We start from the raw sequence: 14462 nt of genomic DNA, 5'->3' as shown, positions 1-14462 counted from the left end.
TGGTGATGCGGTCTTGGTCATGCGGTCTGGTCGATGGCTCGGACGATCGCCTCGGCATCGAGCGGCAGGTCGCGCACACGTACGCCGATCGCGCGGTGCACCGCATTGGCGATCGCGGCCGCGGTGGGACCCTGCGCCGCCTCGCCGGAGCCCACCGACGGTGCGGTGCTCTCGACGAGGTGCACGTCGATGGCGGGCGCCTGTGCGAAGCGCAGGATCGGGTAGCTCTCCCAGTCGTCGCTGGTGATCCGGCGCCGGTCGAAGCGGACCCGCTCGGTGGTGGTCCAGCTGGTCGCCTGGGTCGCGCCGCCCTCGAGCTGGTTGCGGGCACCGTCCGGATTCACGACCAGCCCGAGGTCGGCGACGACGGTGAGCCGGCGTACCTCCACGGTCGAGGCGGCCGTGACCTCGGCGACCACGGCGCAGTAGGCGCCCTTGTCCTTGTAGCGGGCGAAGCCCAGGCCGCGGCCGACGTCCTCGGGCAACGGCTCGGACCAGCCGGCCAGCTCGGCCGCGGCCGCGACCACGTGGGTCGCGCGCGGGTCGGACAGGTGCGCCAGGCGGAACTCGACCGGGTCCGCCCCGGCCGCCTCCGCCAGCTCGTCGATGAAGCTCTCGATCGCGAACACGTTGAGGTAGGAGCCCAACGCGCGCATCGCGGAGGTGCGCAGCGGCGTCTCGGCCTTGCGGTGCCCGGCGATCCGGCGTGGTCCGACGTCGTAGAGGGGGACTGCGTTGCGGGTCGTCCCGCCGCCGGTCGCGAGCGGCGGGTCGCTCGGCGGCGGCAGCGGGACCGGGGTCGCGAGGGAGGCGCCGGCGAGCAGCCCCGGGGTGCTGCGGAACCCGGGCCGCGAGGTGTGCCCCTGGCTCCATACGTCGTAGGACCAGCCGGTGATCCGGCCCTCGGTCAGCCCGGCCGACACGGTGGCGGTCATCGCCGAGGACAGCGGCGCCCAGGTCAGCTCGTCGGGCCGGGTCCAGCGGGCCAGCACCGGCCGACCCGGCACCGCCCGCGCCAGCAGCACCGCGTCGAACGCGGCGTCGTCGGCGGCGTTGTGCCCGTAGCAGCCGGCGTTCTCCACGTGCTCGACCTCGACGGCAGCCGGATCGAGCGCGAGCGCCTGCGCGATCGCGGCCCGCAGCGGGTGGATGCCCTGACTGTGGCTCCACACCCGCACGACCCCGTCGGTCCACTGCGCGAGGCCGACGCTGGGCGCGATCGACGCGTGCACCAGGAACGGCCTGGAGTACGACGCGGTCAGGGCGGCCGACTCCGGTCCGCCCTCGTCGAGCAGGGGGATCTCCTCGTGCGGGCCGGTGCGCAGCCAGGCGGGCAGGTCGTCCTCGTCGGGCAGCAGGTCCTGCTCGTCCCATCGGCAGTCCCGGCCCAGCTGCTCCAGCGCGCGGTCGACGTCGACCTCGCGCTCGCCGACCACGCCGAGGAACGAGCCGTCGCGCACCAGCTCGACGCCCGGCGCCTTCCAGTCCGGGTCGAGCCCGACCAGGCGGGCACCCACCGACGGCGGCCGGAGCACCCGCCCGTGCAGCAGCCCCTCGGGGCGCAGGTCGGCGAGGTAGCGCGGCCGGCCGAGCACCTTGTCGGGCAGGTCCAACCGGGGTGTGCTGCACCCGACCGCCGCTGACGTGACGGAGTCTGCGGTCGGGGCGACGCGCAAGTCCGTGTCGGGGTCGAGCGCGGCGATGCGCGCGACGTACCCCTCCGTGGACGGATCGGCCAGCGCGCGCACGGCGGCGCCGACGTGGCGCAGCGCGGGGCCGGTCTGGGACACCGACAGGCTGCCGGCGGTCAGGCCCTGGTCCGGGCCATGGGTCGTGTCGGCCGGGACCATCCGGATCCGGCTCAACGGAAGGGCGAGCGCGTCCGCGGCGATCTGCGCGAGGGCGGTGACGATGCCCTGGCCGAGCTCGACCTTGCCGACGTGGACCTGCACCTGCGCGGCGTCCGGGGGCACGGTGATCCAGGCGCCGAGGCGTGGGTTCGTGACGACGTGGGCCGGCAGGTCGCTCATGCTTCTCCCCGCGCGGCGAGGACGGCCGCGACGATCCGGCGCTGGGCACCGCAGCGGCACAGGTGGCCGTCCAGCGCCTCGGCGACCCGGTCGGCGTCGGCGTCCGGCTCCTCCTCGAGCAGGGCGGCGGCGCGCACGACGATCCCGGAGATGCAGAAGCCGCACTGCGCGGCCTGGTGGTCGAGGATCGCCTGCTGGACCGGGTGCGGTGCGCCGTCGCGGGAGAGCCCCTCGACCGTGGTCACCGACCGGTCCTCGACCTGCCACAGCGGGGTCTGGCAGGACGGCAGCACGGTGCCGTCGACGTTGACGTGGCAAGCGCCGCACAAGCCCTGGCCGCACCCGAAGCGGGTGCCGACCAGGCCGAGCTCGTCGCGCAGCGCGGTGAGCAGCGGGGTCTCGCGGTCACTGGTGAGCGCGACCTCCCGGCCGTTGATCGTGAGGTTCACTCGAACACCTCGGGGTGGTGCGCGAGCTCGTTGCGGGTCCGCCGGATGTGGCCCTCGAGGTAGCGCTCGGCGTCGAAGGCGTCGCGGCGGACGACGGCGTCGAGGATCAGCCGGTGCTCGGCGTTCACGACCCACATCCGGTTCTGCCCGCCCATCGCCACGTAGGCCCGGCGGTAGTGCTGGGTGGAGTTCCAGAGCCGTACGACGTTCTGGTTCAGCGGCTCGATCGCGCAGCCGCTGTAGGTGAGCATGTGGAACTCACGGTCCAGGTCGAGGAACTTCTCCACGTCGCCGTTCGCCTCGATCTGGCGCTGCACCTCCTCGAGCCGCTCGTGGTCGGCCGCGTCGAGCCGGGCCAGGCTCTCGACCAGCGCCAGCGGCTCCAGCCGCTCGCGCATCCGGTAGATCACCTCGACTTCGTGCTGGCTCAGCCGGGGCACCCGGGCGCCCTTGTGCGGCTCGCTCTCGGTGAGCCCTTCCGCCTCGAGGATCCGCAGCGCCTCGCGCACGGGGAGCCGGCTGGCGCCGAGCCGCTCGGCGATCTCCTCCTGGCGGATCCGCATCCCCGGCTTCAGGTCGCCGCCGAGGATCGCCTCGCGCAGGTACGCCGCCACCCGGGCGCTGCTCACGTCAGCCATCGGCCGGCCCCCGCTCGTAGGCCTTCCCGCCGGGGTAGGAGACCAGCTCGAACTGCATCCCCCAGGGGCTGAGGAAGTAGATCCACCGGTTGCCCTCGGCCGGGCCCTTGCTGGCGGTCGGCCCGGCCAGCACGCGTACCCCGTGGCCGCGCAGGTGCTCGACCGCCGCGTCCAGGTCGTCGACGTACAACGCGACGTGGTGGCCGCCGATGTCGCTGTTGCGGGGGATCGCTTGCTGCTGGTCGGGGGCGGTGTAGTGGAAGACCTCGAAGACGGCCTGCTCGCCGCAGCGGAACCACCGGTTCTCGACCATCACGGTGCGCGGGTGCACGTTGAGGTGCTCGCTCATCCAGTCGCCGTCGTCGTGCCGGAACGGTCCGAGGGAGTAGAGGTACTCGCAGCCGAGGACGTCGACGAGGAACCGGTGTGCCTGCTCGAGGTCGGGCACGGTGAACCCGACGTGGTCCAGGCGGCGCAGGCCGGGCAACGCCATCCGCGACTCCTTTCGGATCCGATCTATGCTCTGGTGCCAGCAAAGCACGCCAAGGACGTGGCGTCCATCACTTCGTGGGGTGGATTTTGGATCCAATTCTGTGTCATCGTGGATCGCAGCACCCCCGGCCTAGGAGCGCCCGCATGCCCGAGCACCACCCCCTCGCCCCCGCGTCGCCGTGGGTCGAGGTCGTCGCGACCGAGGCGGACTGGGACGCCGCCGACCCGCAGCTGCTGCGCACGATCTACGCCCAGCTGGTCTGGATCCGGACCTTCGAGCAGTACGTCCTCGACCTGGCGGCGAGCGGCCTGATCCACGGCCCCGCCCACTCCAGCATCGGCCAGGAGGGCGGCGCGGTCGGGTCGGTCCTCGCGCTCACCAGCGCCGACTCGGTCAACGGGTCGCACCGCGGCCACCACCAGTTCCTCGCCAAGGCGCTCCACCACGTCGAGCCGAAGGGGATGGACCCGCTCGAGGCGCCCTCGGAGCAGGTCCGCGACGTGCTGCTGCGCACCCTCGCCGAGATCTGCGGCCTGGACCGCGGCTGGAGCCACGGTCGCGGCGGGTCGATGCACCTGCAGTGGAAGGAGGCCGGCGCGATGGGCACCAACGCCATCGTCGGCGGCGGCGTCCCGCAGGCGGCCGGGTTCGCGTGGTCGCACCGCCAGGCGGGCACCGACGCGGTGTCGGTGACCTACTTCGGCGACGGGGCGGTCAACATCGGCTCCACCCTGGAGACCATGAACCTGGCCGGCGCCTGGTCGCTGCCGGTGTGCTTCTTCATCGAGAACAACCGGTACGCCGTGTCCACGTCGGTCGACGAGGCCACCGCGGAGCCGCGGCTCTCGGCGCGCGGGCTCGGCTTCAACCTCGCCAGCTGGAAGGTCGACGGGATGGACCCGCTGGCCGTGCACCTCGCGATGTCCGAGGCCGTCGAGCACATGCGGCGTGGCCGGGGCGCGACCGTCGTCGAGGTCGACACCTACCGCTTCTTCCACCAGAACGGCGGGTTCGCGGGCAGCGCGTTCGGCTACCGCGACAAGGAGGAGGAGCGGGCCTGGCGCGCCCGGGACCCGCTCACGCAGACCGCCGCCCACCTCGAGCGGCGCGGCATCATGACCGCCGAGGAGACCGCCGAGGCGATCACCCGGGCCAAGGCCGTGATGGAGGAGATCGGCCGCGAGCTGGTCGAGCCGCTGCCCGACGGCAAGCCCGGGCAGCGCCGGATCCGGCCCGCGGAGTGGCCCGACCCGGACTGGGTGGACGTCGGCGTGCGCGGCGACCTCAGCGAGCTCGACGGCGCCCGGATCGTCGCGGCCGACGGATTCGCCGTACCCGTGCAGGAGACGAAGTTCATCGACGCGGTCGCCGCCGTCATGGGCCGCCGCATGGAGACCGACCAGGGCATCGTCGTGATGGGCGAGGACGTGCACCGGCTCAACGGCGGCACCAACGGCGCCACCCGTGGCCTCACCGAGCTGTTCCCCGGCCGGATCCTCGGCACCCCCATCAGCGAGAACGCGTTCACCGGCCTGGCCGGCGGCATCGCGCTCGACGGTCGCTACACGCCGGTCGTGGAGTTCATGTACGCCGACTTCATGTGGGTCGCGGCCGACCAGCTGTTCAACCAGATCGGCAAGGCCCGGCACATGTACGGCGGGGCGTCCGGCGTCCCACTGGTGCTGCGCAGCAAGGTGGCGATGGGCACCGGCTACGGGTCGCAGCACTCGATGGACCCGGCCGGCATCTTCGCCACGAACCCGGGCTGGCGGATCGTCGCGCCGTCCACGCCGTACGACTACGTGGGGCTGATGAACACCGCGCTGCGCTGCGCGGACCCGGTGGTCGTGCTCGAGCACGTCGACCTCTACGGCTCGACCGGCCCGGGGCCGGTCGACGACTACGACTACTGCCTGCCGGTCGGCAAGGCCGCGATCCGGCGTCCCGGCAAGGACGTCACGATCCTCACCTACCTCGGGATGGTGCCGTTCGTGCTGGGCGCGGTCGAGGAGTTCGGGCAGGTCGACGCCGAGGTGATCGACCTGCGCTGGCTGGACCGCGCGAGCATCGACTGGGACACGATCGAGGAGAGCCTGACCAAGACCAACCAGGTGTTGATCGCCGAGCAGGGCGCGGTCGGGACGTCGTACGGCGGCTGGCTCGCCGACGAGATCCACCGGCGGTTCTTCGACCTGCTCGACGCCCCGGTCCGACGGGTGACCGGTGCCGAGGCGTCGCCGAGCATCAGCAAGGTGCTCGAGCGGGCCGCGATCGCCCAGCAGGACGAGGTCATCGCCGAGCTCGCCGAGATCGCGAGGTACTGACGTGCCCCGGGTGCTGCGCATGCCCGAGGTCGCCGCGAACGCGACCGAGGCCGTCCTGGCCGAGTGGCTGGTCTCCGAGAACGCCGAGTTCGGCGCGCTCGACACGATCGCCACCGTCGAGACCGAGAAGGCGTTGGTCGACGTCGAGGCCGAGGACGCCGGCGTCGTGCTGAAGACGCTGGTGCCGCCCGGTGCCTTGGTGGAGGTCGGTGCGCCGATCGCCGTCCTGGGTGCGCCCGGCGAGGCGGTCGGTGACCTGGGCGCCGTCCTCGCCGAGCTGGGTGTCGCCGAACCCGTCGACCACGTCCTCCCCGAGCGCCGCTCGTTGGTCGAGCCTGTCGATCCGGTGGTCGAGCCTGTCGAGGCCCCCGCACCGACGCAGGGCAGCAACCACCGCGTCTTCGCCAGCCCGCTGGCCCGCAGGCTCGCGCGGCTCGCGGAGATCCCGGTGGAGGAGATCGCCGGCACCGGTCCGCGTGGCCGGATCCTGCGCCGCGACGTCGAGGCCGCCGTCGCCGCGCGCCCGGCCACGCCGGTGGTCGAGCAGCGAGCGCCAGCGAGCGTCGTCGAGACCCCCGCACCGACCCAGGGCAGTGCCTCGAAGGTCGAGCCCGTCGACGTCCCCCACTCCCGGCTCCGGCGCGCCGTCGCCAACCGGCTGGCGGAGAGCAAGCAGACCGCGCCGCACTTCTATCTGCGGGCGACGGTGCGCGCCGATCGCCTCGTCGACCTGCGCGCCGAGCTGAACGAGGGCGCCGAGACCCGAGTCTCGCTCAACGACCTGGTGGTCAAGGCGGTCGCGGCCGCGCACGCCCGGGTGCCCGAGATGAACGTGGTCTGGACGCCCGATGCGGTCCGGTCGTTCTCCTCGGTCGACGTCGCGGTCGCGGTCGCGACCGACCGCGGTCTGGTCACGCCGGTGCTGCGCGACGTGACGTCCCTGACCGTCACCGCCGTCGCCGCGAAGGTCCAGGACCTGGCCGCCCGCGCCCGCGAGGGCCGGCTCAAGCAGGACGAGCTCGAGGGCGGCACGATCAGCGTCACGAACCTGGGAATGTATGGGGTCGAGGAGTTCGCAGCGATCATCAACCCGCCCCACGCCGCGATCCTCGCGGTCGGCGCGGTGCGCGAGGAGCCCGTGGTCGAGGACGGCGCGGTCGTCCCCGGCAAGGTGCTGACCGTGACCCTCTCCGTCGACCACCGCCCGGTCGACGGCGTGGTCGCCGCCCGCTGGCTCGCGGCCTTCGTCGACCTCGTCGAGCACCCCGCCCGCATCCTCGCCTGACACCGCTGGTCGAGCTCGTGAGCCGGTGGTCGAGCTTGTCGGGACCCCGGAAGTGGAGGCAGGGCCTCGTGCCCTGACAGCTGGCTCCGGTCGCCGTCGCGGTGGTTGAGGTGCGAGCGCAGCAAGCCTCGAAGTGCCGTCCAACGGACCCGGGCCCGGAGCGGTACAGGCCGGCACCCCGATCGACGATCAGCCGACCCCGCCGCGCAAGCCCCTGATCGTCGAGCTTTGGCACAGCCCCATCCACATCGAACTCGCCCCCGACTTCGCCGTCGCCTGACGACGATCAGGTCGGTCTCGAGCAGGTGTACATGACGGTGCGGATGCGCCGCTCGGCGAGGTTGGCGACCTGGTTGGCGGCCATCTGGCCGAACCGGTCGCCGAGGAAGGCCGCGAACGTGACCGGAGGCGGTCCGTCGCGTTCGATCCGGGCGCGCATCTCTTGGAACCAGGTGAGGCTCTCGTCCGAGGAGTCCGCCTCCGAGATGAGCTCGAAGCCCGCTTCCGGGAGCAGTCCACGCATGTCCTGGGGGGTCGCGAGGAAGCTCGTCGACGGGTCGTCGGCCCAGGGCACGGGGTATCGGACCTCACCGCCTTCACCCTGGAGGACGTCGTAGACGACGAACCTGCCGCCGGGTCGGAGCACCCGGAAGGCCTCGGCGTACAGCGCAGCCTTGTCGGGGATGTTCATGCCCACATGCACCGTGAGCGCCGCGTCCACCGCCGCGTCCGGAAGGCCGGTGGCCGTCGCATCGCCGGCCTGGAAGCGGGTGCGGTCGGACAGGCCCGTCCACTGCGAGAGCGCCGTCGCGACCTCGCAGAACTCCGAGGTGAGGTCGACCCCGGTGACCGTGCATCCGGAGAGCTCCGCGAGAGTCCGGGCGGGCCCGCCCAGCCCGCTGCCGAGGTCGAGCACGTGGGAGTCGGCATCGAGGCCGAGTGCCTCGAGGATCTCCAGCGACGCCGCACGGCCGCGGATGTGGAACTCGTCGACGGGTGCGAGGTCGGCGGGGCGCAGTGATGCCCTCTCCATGCCGGCCGCGTCCAGTGCCGAGCCGATGGCGGCGACCAGCCCTCGTGGACCGCTGTAGAAGCTCGAGACCTGGTTCACCTCGTTCACCGCGTCATCGTGGCACCGAGCTGAGGCCCCGTCCATGAGCCGATTGGCCACGATCCGCCTGGTCCTCGATCCGCCCGGCCATCGGTCGCGACGCTTTGCGCCCGGGCCCTACGCTGCCCGGATGGGCCACACCGACGTAGGAAGGGCCGTCATCGACGCACCGCCCGACGAGGTGTTCGCTGCCCTTGTCGATGAACAGGCCAGGACGGTCTGGCTGCCACCCGCCGGCATGACCGGCCGCTTCGCCTGGTTCGACGCCCGGCCCGGCGGCGGCTACCGGATGACGCTGACCTACGACGACGCGTCGACGCCGGGCAAGTCCGGCGCGAACACGGACGTGGTCGAGGTGAGGTTCGCCAGCGTCGACAGGCCACGTCGCATCGTCGAGGAAGCGGGCTTCGTCTCCGACGACCCGGACCTGTCGGGCACCATGGCGATGACCTGGTCCCTCGAGCCGGTCGGCGGCGGGACACTCGTCACCATCACGGCGACCGACGTTCCCGACGGCATCTCCACCGAGGACCATCTCGCAGCCTTCGCGTCCACCCTGAACAATCTGGACCAGTACGTCACCAGCCGTCGCTGATGGTGGAGGTAGTCCGTTAGGGCCATCGGGCGTGGCTCGCGACTGCGAGATGCCTGTTCGCGGCATGGTCCGTTCGAATGGTGACGGCATGGCTCGTTCGGCACGCCTCGGAAGACGACTTCTACCGAGTGGGTGGTCTCCCGGGCTATTCCCGGGCGCGTCCCGCGGGTATTGCGTCATGACCGGTCCGGATATGTGTCACTACTCGCGTGAACTCGGGCCGTTCCACCCTTCTGACGACCGCGGAGCGCGACCAGCTCGCCGTCGAGCACGTGCCGCTGGTGGCGCACCTGGTGCGCGAGACGATGGCGCGGGTGCCGTCGTACATGGACCGCAACGACCTGCACTCCGCAGGCCTCCTCGCGCTCGTCCAGGCCGCCCGCGCCTTCGACCCCGAGCGCGGGGTGCCGTTCGCGGGCTATGCGAGCACTCGGATCCGCGGCGCCCTGGTCGACGAGCTGCGCTCGGTGGACTGGGCCTCGCGCTCGGTACGTCGTCGAGCCCGGGAGATCGAGGCGGCACGGGCCCGCCTGGCCGCGACCTTGGGTCAGTTCCCCGACGACGCCGCGGTCGCCGAGGCCCTGGGCATCACCCCGGAGGAGATCGGCAAGGCCGACTCCGAGGTGGCCCGGGCCGTGGTGCTGCCGCTCGACGCGGGCCCGAACGCGGGGTTCGTCGAGAGCCTGGCCGGTCGCGACCCCGGCCCCGAGGAGGAGGCGCTGCGCGCCGAGCGCGCGCAGTACCTCGCGGCCGCCGTGGAGGAGCTCCCCGAGCGGCTGCGCCACGTGGTGCGCGGCTACTTCATCGCGCAGCGGCCGATGGCCGAGCTGGCCGCCGAACTCGGGGTCAGCAAGTCGCGCATCTCCCGGTTGCAGACGGAGGCGCTGGCGCTCCTGCGCGACGCCCTCGCCGAGGCCTTCGACCCGCACCTGGCCACGCCGCACCCGAACCCCGACGGTGTCGCGGCTCGGCGCCGGCTCGCCTACACCAGCGCCGTCGCCGCCCGGTACGCCGCCCGCGGATTGCACCAGCTGAGCGCGCCCCACGGGGAGTTGGCGCTATCGGCAGCGTCGGAGGCGTGCCGTGTCCAACTCGTTGCTGGTGACGGATGACGGGACTGAACTGACACAGGAGGACGAAGCTCGCCTGGTGCTGCGTCCCTGAAATGTCAGCTGGGACCCCGACTGCGTCGAGGTCCCAGTTCAACATCCGACGACGGGCCGCACCCACGGGCGGGTGCGGCCCCTCGTCGCTCTACTGCAACGTTCGTGCCTGCACGGGTGACTCAGTTGACAGCCGTGACGTACGCGCGGGCGGCGGCGCGAAGGTCCGCCTGGACCGCCCGGACCTCGGCCTGTCCGCTGGTGGCGCTCAACGACACCGCACCGTCGACCGATGCATCCACGGACGCTTGAGCGGTGTCGAGCATCGCCAGGACCGACAGGTCCAGGCTGAAGTCCTCGCGGGAGCCGTCGACCTGCTCGGCAAGGTCGTCAGCAGCGTTGAGGGCGGCCACGGCCTGGGCGTAGACGACAGTTCGGTAGGCGAGTACCTCGGCGCGAATGGCCCGGACTTCGCTGACCGTGTCCGCGGTGCTCACCTGGACCGAGAGGTCGGCCAGCGCGGACTGGTCGGCGTCGATGTTGGCGCGCACCTCGGCCCGGACGTCGGCGTCGAGCCGGTGCATCGCGGAAGCGTGCTCGACACGGGTCAGTGCCGCATCGATCCGGGCGATCTGGTTGCACACCTTGCTCTCGAGCGTGACCTGGGCGTTGGCACTGGTGCCGGCCTGCGCGGGGGCGACCGAGTACAGCGACGCGGCGGCGGTCGCGGTGGCGGCGATGCTGAGCAGGATCGAGCGCTTCATGGGGGGTCCTTCTTTCGGGTTCACTCATCCACGAGGCCCGACTCCGGAGGGGAATCTTCGGTGGACCCTTGCCCGTTCGGCGAAGGACGCACCGAGTTGCCCTCCGGACTGCCGATCGATGCAGGCGGTCTCGACCACTTTCTCTCGGCCGTAACCTTTGCTCGTCGTCGTCGTTCTCCTGCGCGCCTATTCATCGCCCGTCAGGTTGAACCCCCGCAACCGCCGCCCGGTGACCCACGCGCCGCCGCCGACGACGACAGCCAGCGCTACGACGGCGTACCAGAGCGGCAGGTCGTCGACGAGGGAGACGTCGGCGATCTGCTCGACGACCGCGGCCGACCAGCGGGTGACGCTGAGCCAGCGCACGCCGTCGAGCAGGCCGCCGAGCAGGCCCTCCCAGACGAGGAGGTAGATCAGACCGATCACGACGGCGTGCCGGGTCAGGATCGACAGGAACGCGAACAGCGAGCAGTAGGCGAGGCCGCCGAGCAGCGCGCCGAGCGCGAAGCCCAGGGCGTACGACGGGCGCAGGATCAGTGCGGCGACCAGCACCGGGGCGACGGCGAAGACGAGGACGCAGGCGGCTGCGACCACGAGCTTGCTGGCCACGATCGTGTGCCGCGAGATCGGCTTGGCCAGCAGGTAGGAGATCGAGCCGTCGTCGATCTCGGGGGCGAGCAGGCCGGAGGTCGCGAGCAGCGCGACCAGCGGGACGACCACGGTGAGGCCGAGGCCGTCGAGCGCGTGCCGCGCTCCCATCTCCTCGTGGCCGACCAGCGTGCGCACCAGGATCGAGAGCCCGATCAGCACCACCGGCAGCACGAACAGCAGCGCGCCGCGCCAGCGCCCGAAGATGCTCTGCGCCCCCAGCCGGACGATCGTGCGCGAGATCCCCAGAGCACTCATGACGACACCAGGTAGGAGAAGACGCTCTCCAGGGACTCGTCGGTCGGGGTCACCTCGTGCAGGCGTACGCCGTGCTCACGGGCCAGCCGCGGCAGCACCTCGCTGAACCGGCCGAAGTCCGAGGCCTCCAGCTCGATCCCGCCCTCCGAGCGCAGCAGGGCTCCGCGGACCGACGGGTCGGCGAGCAGCACCGAGGCCATCAGCCGGTCGTCGCCGGTGCGCAGCACGAACCGGTTCGGCCGGTCGGTCATCAGCCGGCGGATCGCGCCGAAGTCGCCCGACGCCGCGTGCCGGCCCGCGACCACCACCTCGATCTGGCGGGCGACCTGCTCGACCTCCTCGAGGATGTGCGAGCTGAACAGCACCGTGCGGCCCTCGGCGCCCATCGTGCGCAGCAGCTCCATCAGGTGGATCCGCTGCCGCGGATCCATCCCGTTGAACGGCTCGTCGAGCAGCAGTACGCCGGGGTCGTGCACCAGCGCGGAGGCCATCTTGATCCGCTGCCGCATGCCCTTGGAGTAGGTGGCGATCTCCCGGTCCTGCGCGTCGGTCATCTCGATCAGCGCGATCGCCCGCTGCGCCGCCGCCCCGGGGTCGGGCAGGCCGTGCAGCTCGGCGTTCGCCACCACGAACTGGCGACCGGTGAGGTAGTCGAACAGCGCCTCCCGCTCGGGCACCAGACCGACCTTGCGGTACACCTGCTCGTTGCGCCACAACGGCTCGTCGTCGAGCGTGACGGTGCCGGTGGACGGCGCGAGGAACCCGGACATCATCGCGATCAGCGTGGACTTCCCGGCACCGTTGGGCCCGAGCAGCCCGGTGACGCCCGGCCCGATCGTCATCGTGACGTCGTTGACCGCGACGACGTTGTGGAACCACCGCGACACGTGGTCGATCCGGATCTCCATCAGGACTCGACCCTCCGGTAGCGCAGCAGCAGCCCGCCGATCGCGCCGAGGACCATGAGCGCCGTGGCGACGACGTACAGCAGCCCCATCGCGGTGCCGTCCGGCGGCGTCGGGGTGGCCTCGGGCGAGTCGAACAGGAACACCTGCAGCCCGTTGATCAGCGTGTACGGCGAGAACAGGCCCGCCACCTCGCCCACGGCCGCGTGGCCGGACTCGTCGGCGATGCCCTGGATCGTCGACACCACCGTGTAGCTGACCAGCAGCACCACGATCACCGCGGCGACGGCCAGCCCGCGCCGGACCGTGAACGCGGCGACCAGCGCGGCCAGGCCGGCCAGGCAGGCGGCGAGCAGCGCGGCGCCCACGACGGCCCCGAGGAACCGGCCGGTCTCCCGGCCCGGGGGCAGGTCCGCCAGCAGCCCGCCGAGGTACATCAGCAGCAGCGGCGCCGCGATCAGCACGAACGTCGCCACCGTCAGCGACGCCAGCCGCACCACCACGTACACCCCGCGCCGCATCGGCCGCGCCAGGTAGAGCGTGATCGTGCGGAACCGCAGGTCGCGCGAGATCAGCGCCGGCGCCTGCGCGGCGACGAACACCGAGATCAGCAGCTGGGTCGTGAGCGGGTACGTCGAGTACGCGACGATCTGCTCGTCCAGGTCGAGCAGGTTCTTGGCCTGCACCAGCACGCCGACCAGGATCAGCGCGGGCAGCAGCATCAGCCCGAGCAGGATCATCGGCAGCACCTTCGAGCGCGCCGAGCGGCCCAGGCCGTAGGTGTTCCGCAGGCCGGTGAGGAAGAACGCCCACGCCACCGGGCCCTCGCCGAGCCGCGGCCCGGCGTACGGCCGGTAGCCGAGGTCATGGATGACGCCGGCCGGCAGGCGGCTGTCCTCAGGTCGGCTGGACACTGCCGGCACCTCCCTCCCGGAAGACGTCCTCGATCCGGTGGTGCCGCTCCTGCATCCGCACCAGTCCGAGCCCCAGGTCGACGGTGAGGTCGCGGACCACGTCCGGCGTGGTCTCGTCGCGCACCTCCACCTCGACCAGCGTGCCCTCGGCCGGCCGCGCGGTCAGGCCGGCGTCCACCAGCGCCTGCCCGAGCAGCCGATCGGCGTCGGGCCGGCCCTGCACCTCCACGAGCAGGCTGCCGGTCGCGTGCAGGAAGTCGGTCGTCGCCGACGAGCGCAGCAGCCGGCCGCCGTCGAGCACCACGACGTGGTCGCTCACCCGCTCGAGCTCGCCGAGCAGGTGCGAGGTGACGAGCACGGCGATGCCGAACTCGCGGCCGATCCGCCGCACCAGCGCGAGCATGTCGTCGCGCGAGGAGGGGTCCAGTCCGTTGGTGGGCTCGTCGAGCAGCACCAGCCGCGGGTCGTGCACGAGCGCCTGCGCCAGCTTGGCGCGCTGCTTCATGCCGGTCGAGTAGCCGCCGATCGGGCGGTACCGCTCCTCGGCCAGCCCGACGTGGCGCAGCACGTCGGCGGCTCGCTCGCGCGCCGCGGCGTACGGCAGCCCGGATATCTGGCCCAGGTGCACGACCAGGTCGCTGGCGGACATGTCGGCGGGCAGGCAGTCGTGCTCGGGCATGTAGCCCACCAGCGACCGGATCCGGCCGCCCTCCGTGGCGACGTCGTGGCCGAGCACCGTGGCGCTGCCGCTGGTCGCGGGCACCAGCCCCAGCAGGATCTTGATCAGCGTCGACTTGCCGGCGCCGTTGGCGCCCACGAGGCCGGTGACGCCGTCGGCGACCGTGACGTCGAGGTGGTCGAGCGCCGTGACGCGTGGGTACTCCTTGGTCAGGCCCATGGTCTCGATGACGCCCACGGACCTCAACCTAGCCCCCGCCGGCAGGG

At 72.1% G+C, this 14462-nt stretch carries 14 protein-coding genes; 4 read left to right on the top strand and 10 right to left on the bottom strand.

All coding sequences use genetic code 11. The annotated features are described in order from the left end of the window. Positions 1–17: 17 nt before the first annotated feature. The 4 genes from NOCA_RS24035 to NOCA_RS24020 are packed head-to-tail and all read right to left on the bottom strand — an operon-like array spanning position 18 to position 3610. Positions 18–2030, bottom strand: a complete 2013-nt coding sequence (locus NOCA_RS24035) for a xanthine dehydrogenase family protein molybdopterin-binding subunit (protein WP_011757884.1) — start codon at positions 2028–2030, stop codon at positions 18–20. After that, on the bottom strand, positions 2027–2479 hold the full coding sequence (locus NOCA_RS24030; RefSeq protein ID WP_011757883.1) for a (2Fe-2S)-binding protein: 453 nt from the start codon (positions 2477–2479) through the stop codon (positions 2027–2029). The genes NOCA_RS24035 and NOCA_RS24030 overlap by 4 nt, the downstream gene beginning before the upstream one ends. Further along, complete coding sequence (locus NOCA_RS24025) at positions 2476–3117, bottom strand: GntR family transcriptional regulator (RefSeq protein ID WP_011757882.1); 642 nt, start codon at positions 3115–3117, stop codon at positions 2476–2478. The genes NOCA_RS24030 and NOCA_RS24025 overlap by 4 nt, the downstream gene beginning before the upstream one ends. Next, positions 3110–3610: a VOC family protein gene (locus NOCA_RS24020; RefSeq protein ID WP_011757881.1), complete on the bottom strand. Its 501-nt coding sequence runs from the start codon at positions 3608–3610 to the stop codon at positions 3110–3112. Before NOCA_RS24020 ends, NOCA_RS24025 begins: the two co-directional genes overlap by 8 nt. A gap of 143 nt (positions 3611–3753) precedes the next feature. Here NOCA_RS24020 and NOCA_RS24015 point away from each other — a divergent pair, with 143 nt between their 5' ends. Together NOCA_RS24015 and NOCA_RS24010 are read left to right on the top strand one after the other, a co-directional pair. Next, positions 3754–5934: an alpha-ketoacid dehydrogenase subunit alpha/beta gene (locus NOCA_RS24015; RefSeq protein ID WP_011757880.1), complete on the top strand. Its 2181-nt coding sequence runs from the start codon at positions 3754–3756 to the stop codon at positions 5932–5934. Positions 5935–5953: 19 nt separating this feature from the next. Then, the gene (locus NOCA_RS24010) at positions 5954–7219 is read left to right on the top strand and encodes a dihydrolipoamide acetyltransferase family protein (RefSeq protein ID WP_041548272.1); all 1266 of its coding nucleotides are present in this window, start codon (positions 5954–5956) and stop codon (positions 7217–7219) included. A 286-nt stretch (positions 7220–7505) separates the two neighbouring features. On the opposite strand, the gene NOCA_RS24005 is transcribed toward NOCA_RS24010, so the two are convergent. Then, positions 7506–8339 (bottom strand): class I SAM-dependent methyltransferase, encoded by an 834-nt coding sequence (locus NOCA_RS24005; RefSeq protein ID WP_011757878.1) that lies wholly within the window; start codon positions 8337–8339, stop codon positions 7506–7508. Between the two features lie 121 nt (positions 8340–8460). On the opposite strand from NOCA_RS24005, the gene NOCA_RS24000 reads away from it, so the two are divergent. Both NOCA_RS24000 and NOCA_RS23995 read left to right on the top strand, forming a co-directional pair. After that, entirely contained in the window at positions 8461–8925 is a 465-nt protein-coding gene (locus tag NOCA_RS24000; protein ID WP_011757877.1) for an SRPBCC family protein, read from the top strand. A gap of 209 nt (positions 8926–9134) precedes the next feature. Then, positions 9135–10037, top strand: coding sequence for a sigma-70 family RNA polymerase sigma factor (locus NOCA_RS23995; RefSeq protein ID WP_011757876.1), 903 nt, complete (start codon positions 9135–9137; stop codon positions 10035–10037). A 173-nt stretch (positions 10038–10210) separates the two neighbouring features. On the opposite strand, the gene NOCA_RS23990 is transcribed toward NOCA_RS23995, so the two are convergent. From NOCA_RS23990 to NOCA_RS23970, 5 genes are all read right to left on the bottom strand, one after another. Beyond that, entirely contained in the window at positions 10211–10792 is a 582-nt protein-coding gene (locus NOCA_RS23990; RefSeq protein WP_011757875.1) for a hypothetical protein, read from the bottom strand. 186 nt (positions 10793–10978) lie between these two features. Beyond that, positions 10979–11698: an ABC transporter permease gene (locus tag NOCA_RS23985; protein WP_011757874.1), complete on the bottom strand. Its 720-nt coding sequence runs from the start codon at positions 11696–11698 to the stop codon at positions 10979–10981. Next, positions 11695–12606 carry an ABC transporter ATP-binding protein gene (locus NOCA_RS23980; RefSeq protein ID WP_011757873.1) on the bottom strand — a complete coding sequence of 304 codons (912 nt, stop codon included), beginning with the start codon at positions 12604–12606 and terminating at the stop codon, positions 11695–11697. The genes NOCA_RS23985 and NOCA_RS23980 overlap by 4 nt, the downstream gene beginning before the upstream one ends. Continuing rightward, positions 12606–13517: an ABC transporter permease subunit gene (locus tag NOCA_RS23975; RefSeq protein ID WP_011757872.1), complete on the bottom strand. Its 912-nt coding sequence runs from the start codon at positions 13515–13517 to the stop codon at positions 12606–12608. Before NOCA_RS23975 ends, NOCA_RS23980 begins: the two co-directional genes overlap by 1 nt. Next, the gene (locus NOCA_RS23970) at positions 13501–14433 is read right to left on the bottom strand and encodes an ABC transporter ATP-binding protein (protein WP_238383392.1); all 933 of its coding nucleotides are present in this window, start codon (positions 14431–14433) and stop codon (positions 13501–13503) included. The genes NOCA_RS23975 and NOCA_RS23970 overlap by 17 nt, the downstream gene beginning before the upstream one ends. Positions 14434–14462 lie beyond the last annotated feature (29 nt).

The sequence above is a fragment of the Nocardioides sp. JS614 genome (assembly GCF_000015265.1).
Classification (GTDB): domain Bacteria; phylum Actinomycetota; class Actinomycetes; order Propionibacteriales; family Nocardioidaceae; genus Nocardioides.
This window is presented reverse-complemented; position numbering and strand designations above follow the sequence as displayed.

Coding starts and splice junctions, on each gene's coding strand:
- NOCA_RS24035 (WP_011757884.1), bottom strand. CDS start 2,030: ATGAGCGACCTGCCGGCCCACGTCGTCACGAACCCACGCCTCGGCGCC.
- NOCA_RS24025 (WP_011757882.1), bottom strand. CDS start 3,117: ATGGCTGACGTGAGCAGCGCCCGGGTGGCGGCGTACCTGCGCGAGGCG.
- NOCA_RS24020 (WP_011757881.1), bottom strand. CDS start 3,610: ATGGCGTTGCCCGGCCTGCGCCGCCTGGACCACGTCGGGTTCACCGTG.
- NOCA_RS24015 (WP_011757880.1), top strand. CDS start 3,754: ATGCCCGAGCACCACCCCCTCGCCCCCGCGTCGCCGTGGGTCGAGGTC.
- NOCA_RS24010 (WP_041548272.1), top strand. CDS start 5,954: ATGCCCGAGGTCGCCGCGAACGCGACCGAGGCCGTCCTGGCCGAGTGG.
- NOCA_RS24000 (WP_011757877.1), top strand. CDS start 8,461: ATGGGCCACACCGACGTAGGAAGGGCCGTCATCGACGCACCGCCCGAC.
- NOCA_RS23990 (WP_011757875.1), bottom strand. CDS start 10,792: ATGAAGCGCTCGATCCTGCTCAGCATCGCCGCCACCGCGACCGCCGCC.
- NOCA_RS23985 (WP_011757874.1), bottom strand. CDS start 11,698: ATGAGTGCTCTGGGGATCTCGCGCACGATCGTCCGGCTGGGGGCGCAG.
- NOCA_RS23980 (WP_011757873.1), bottom strand. CDS start 12,606: ATGGAGATCCGGATCGACCACGTGTCGCGGTGGTTCCACAACGTCGTC.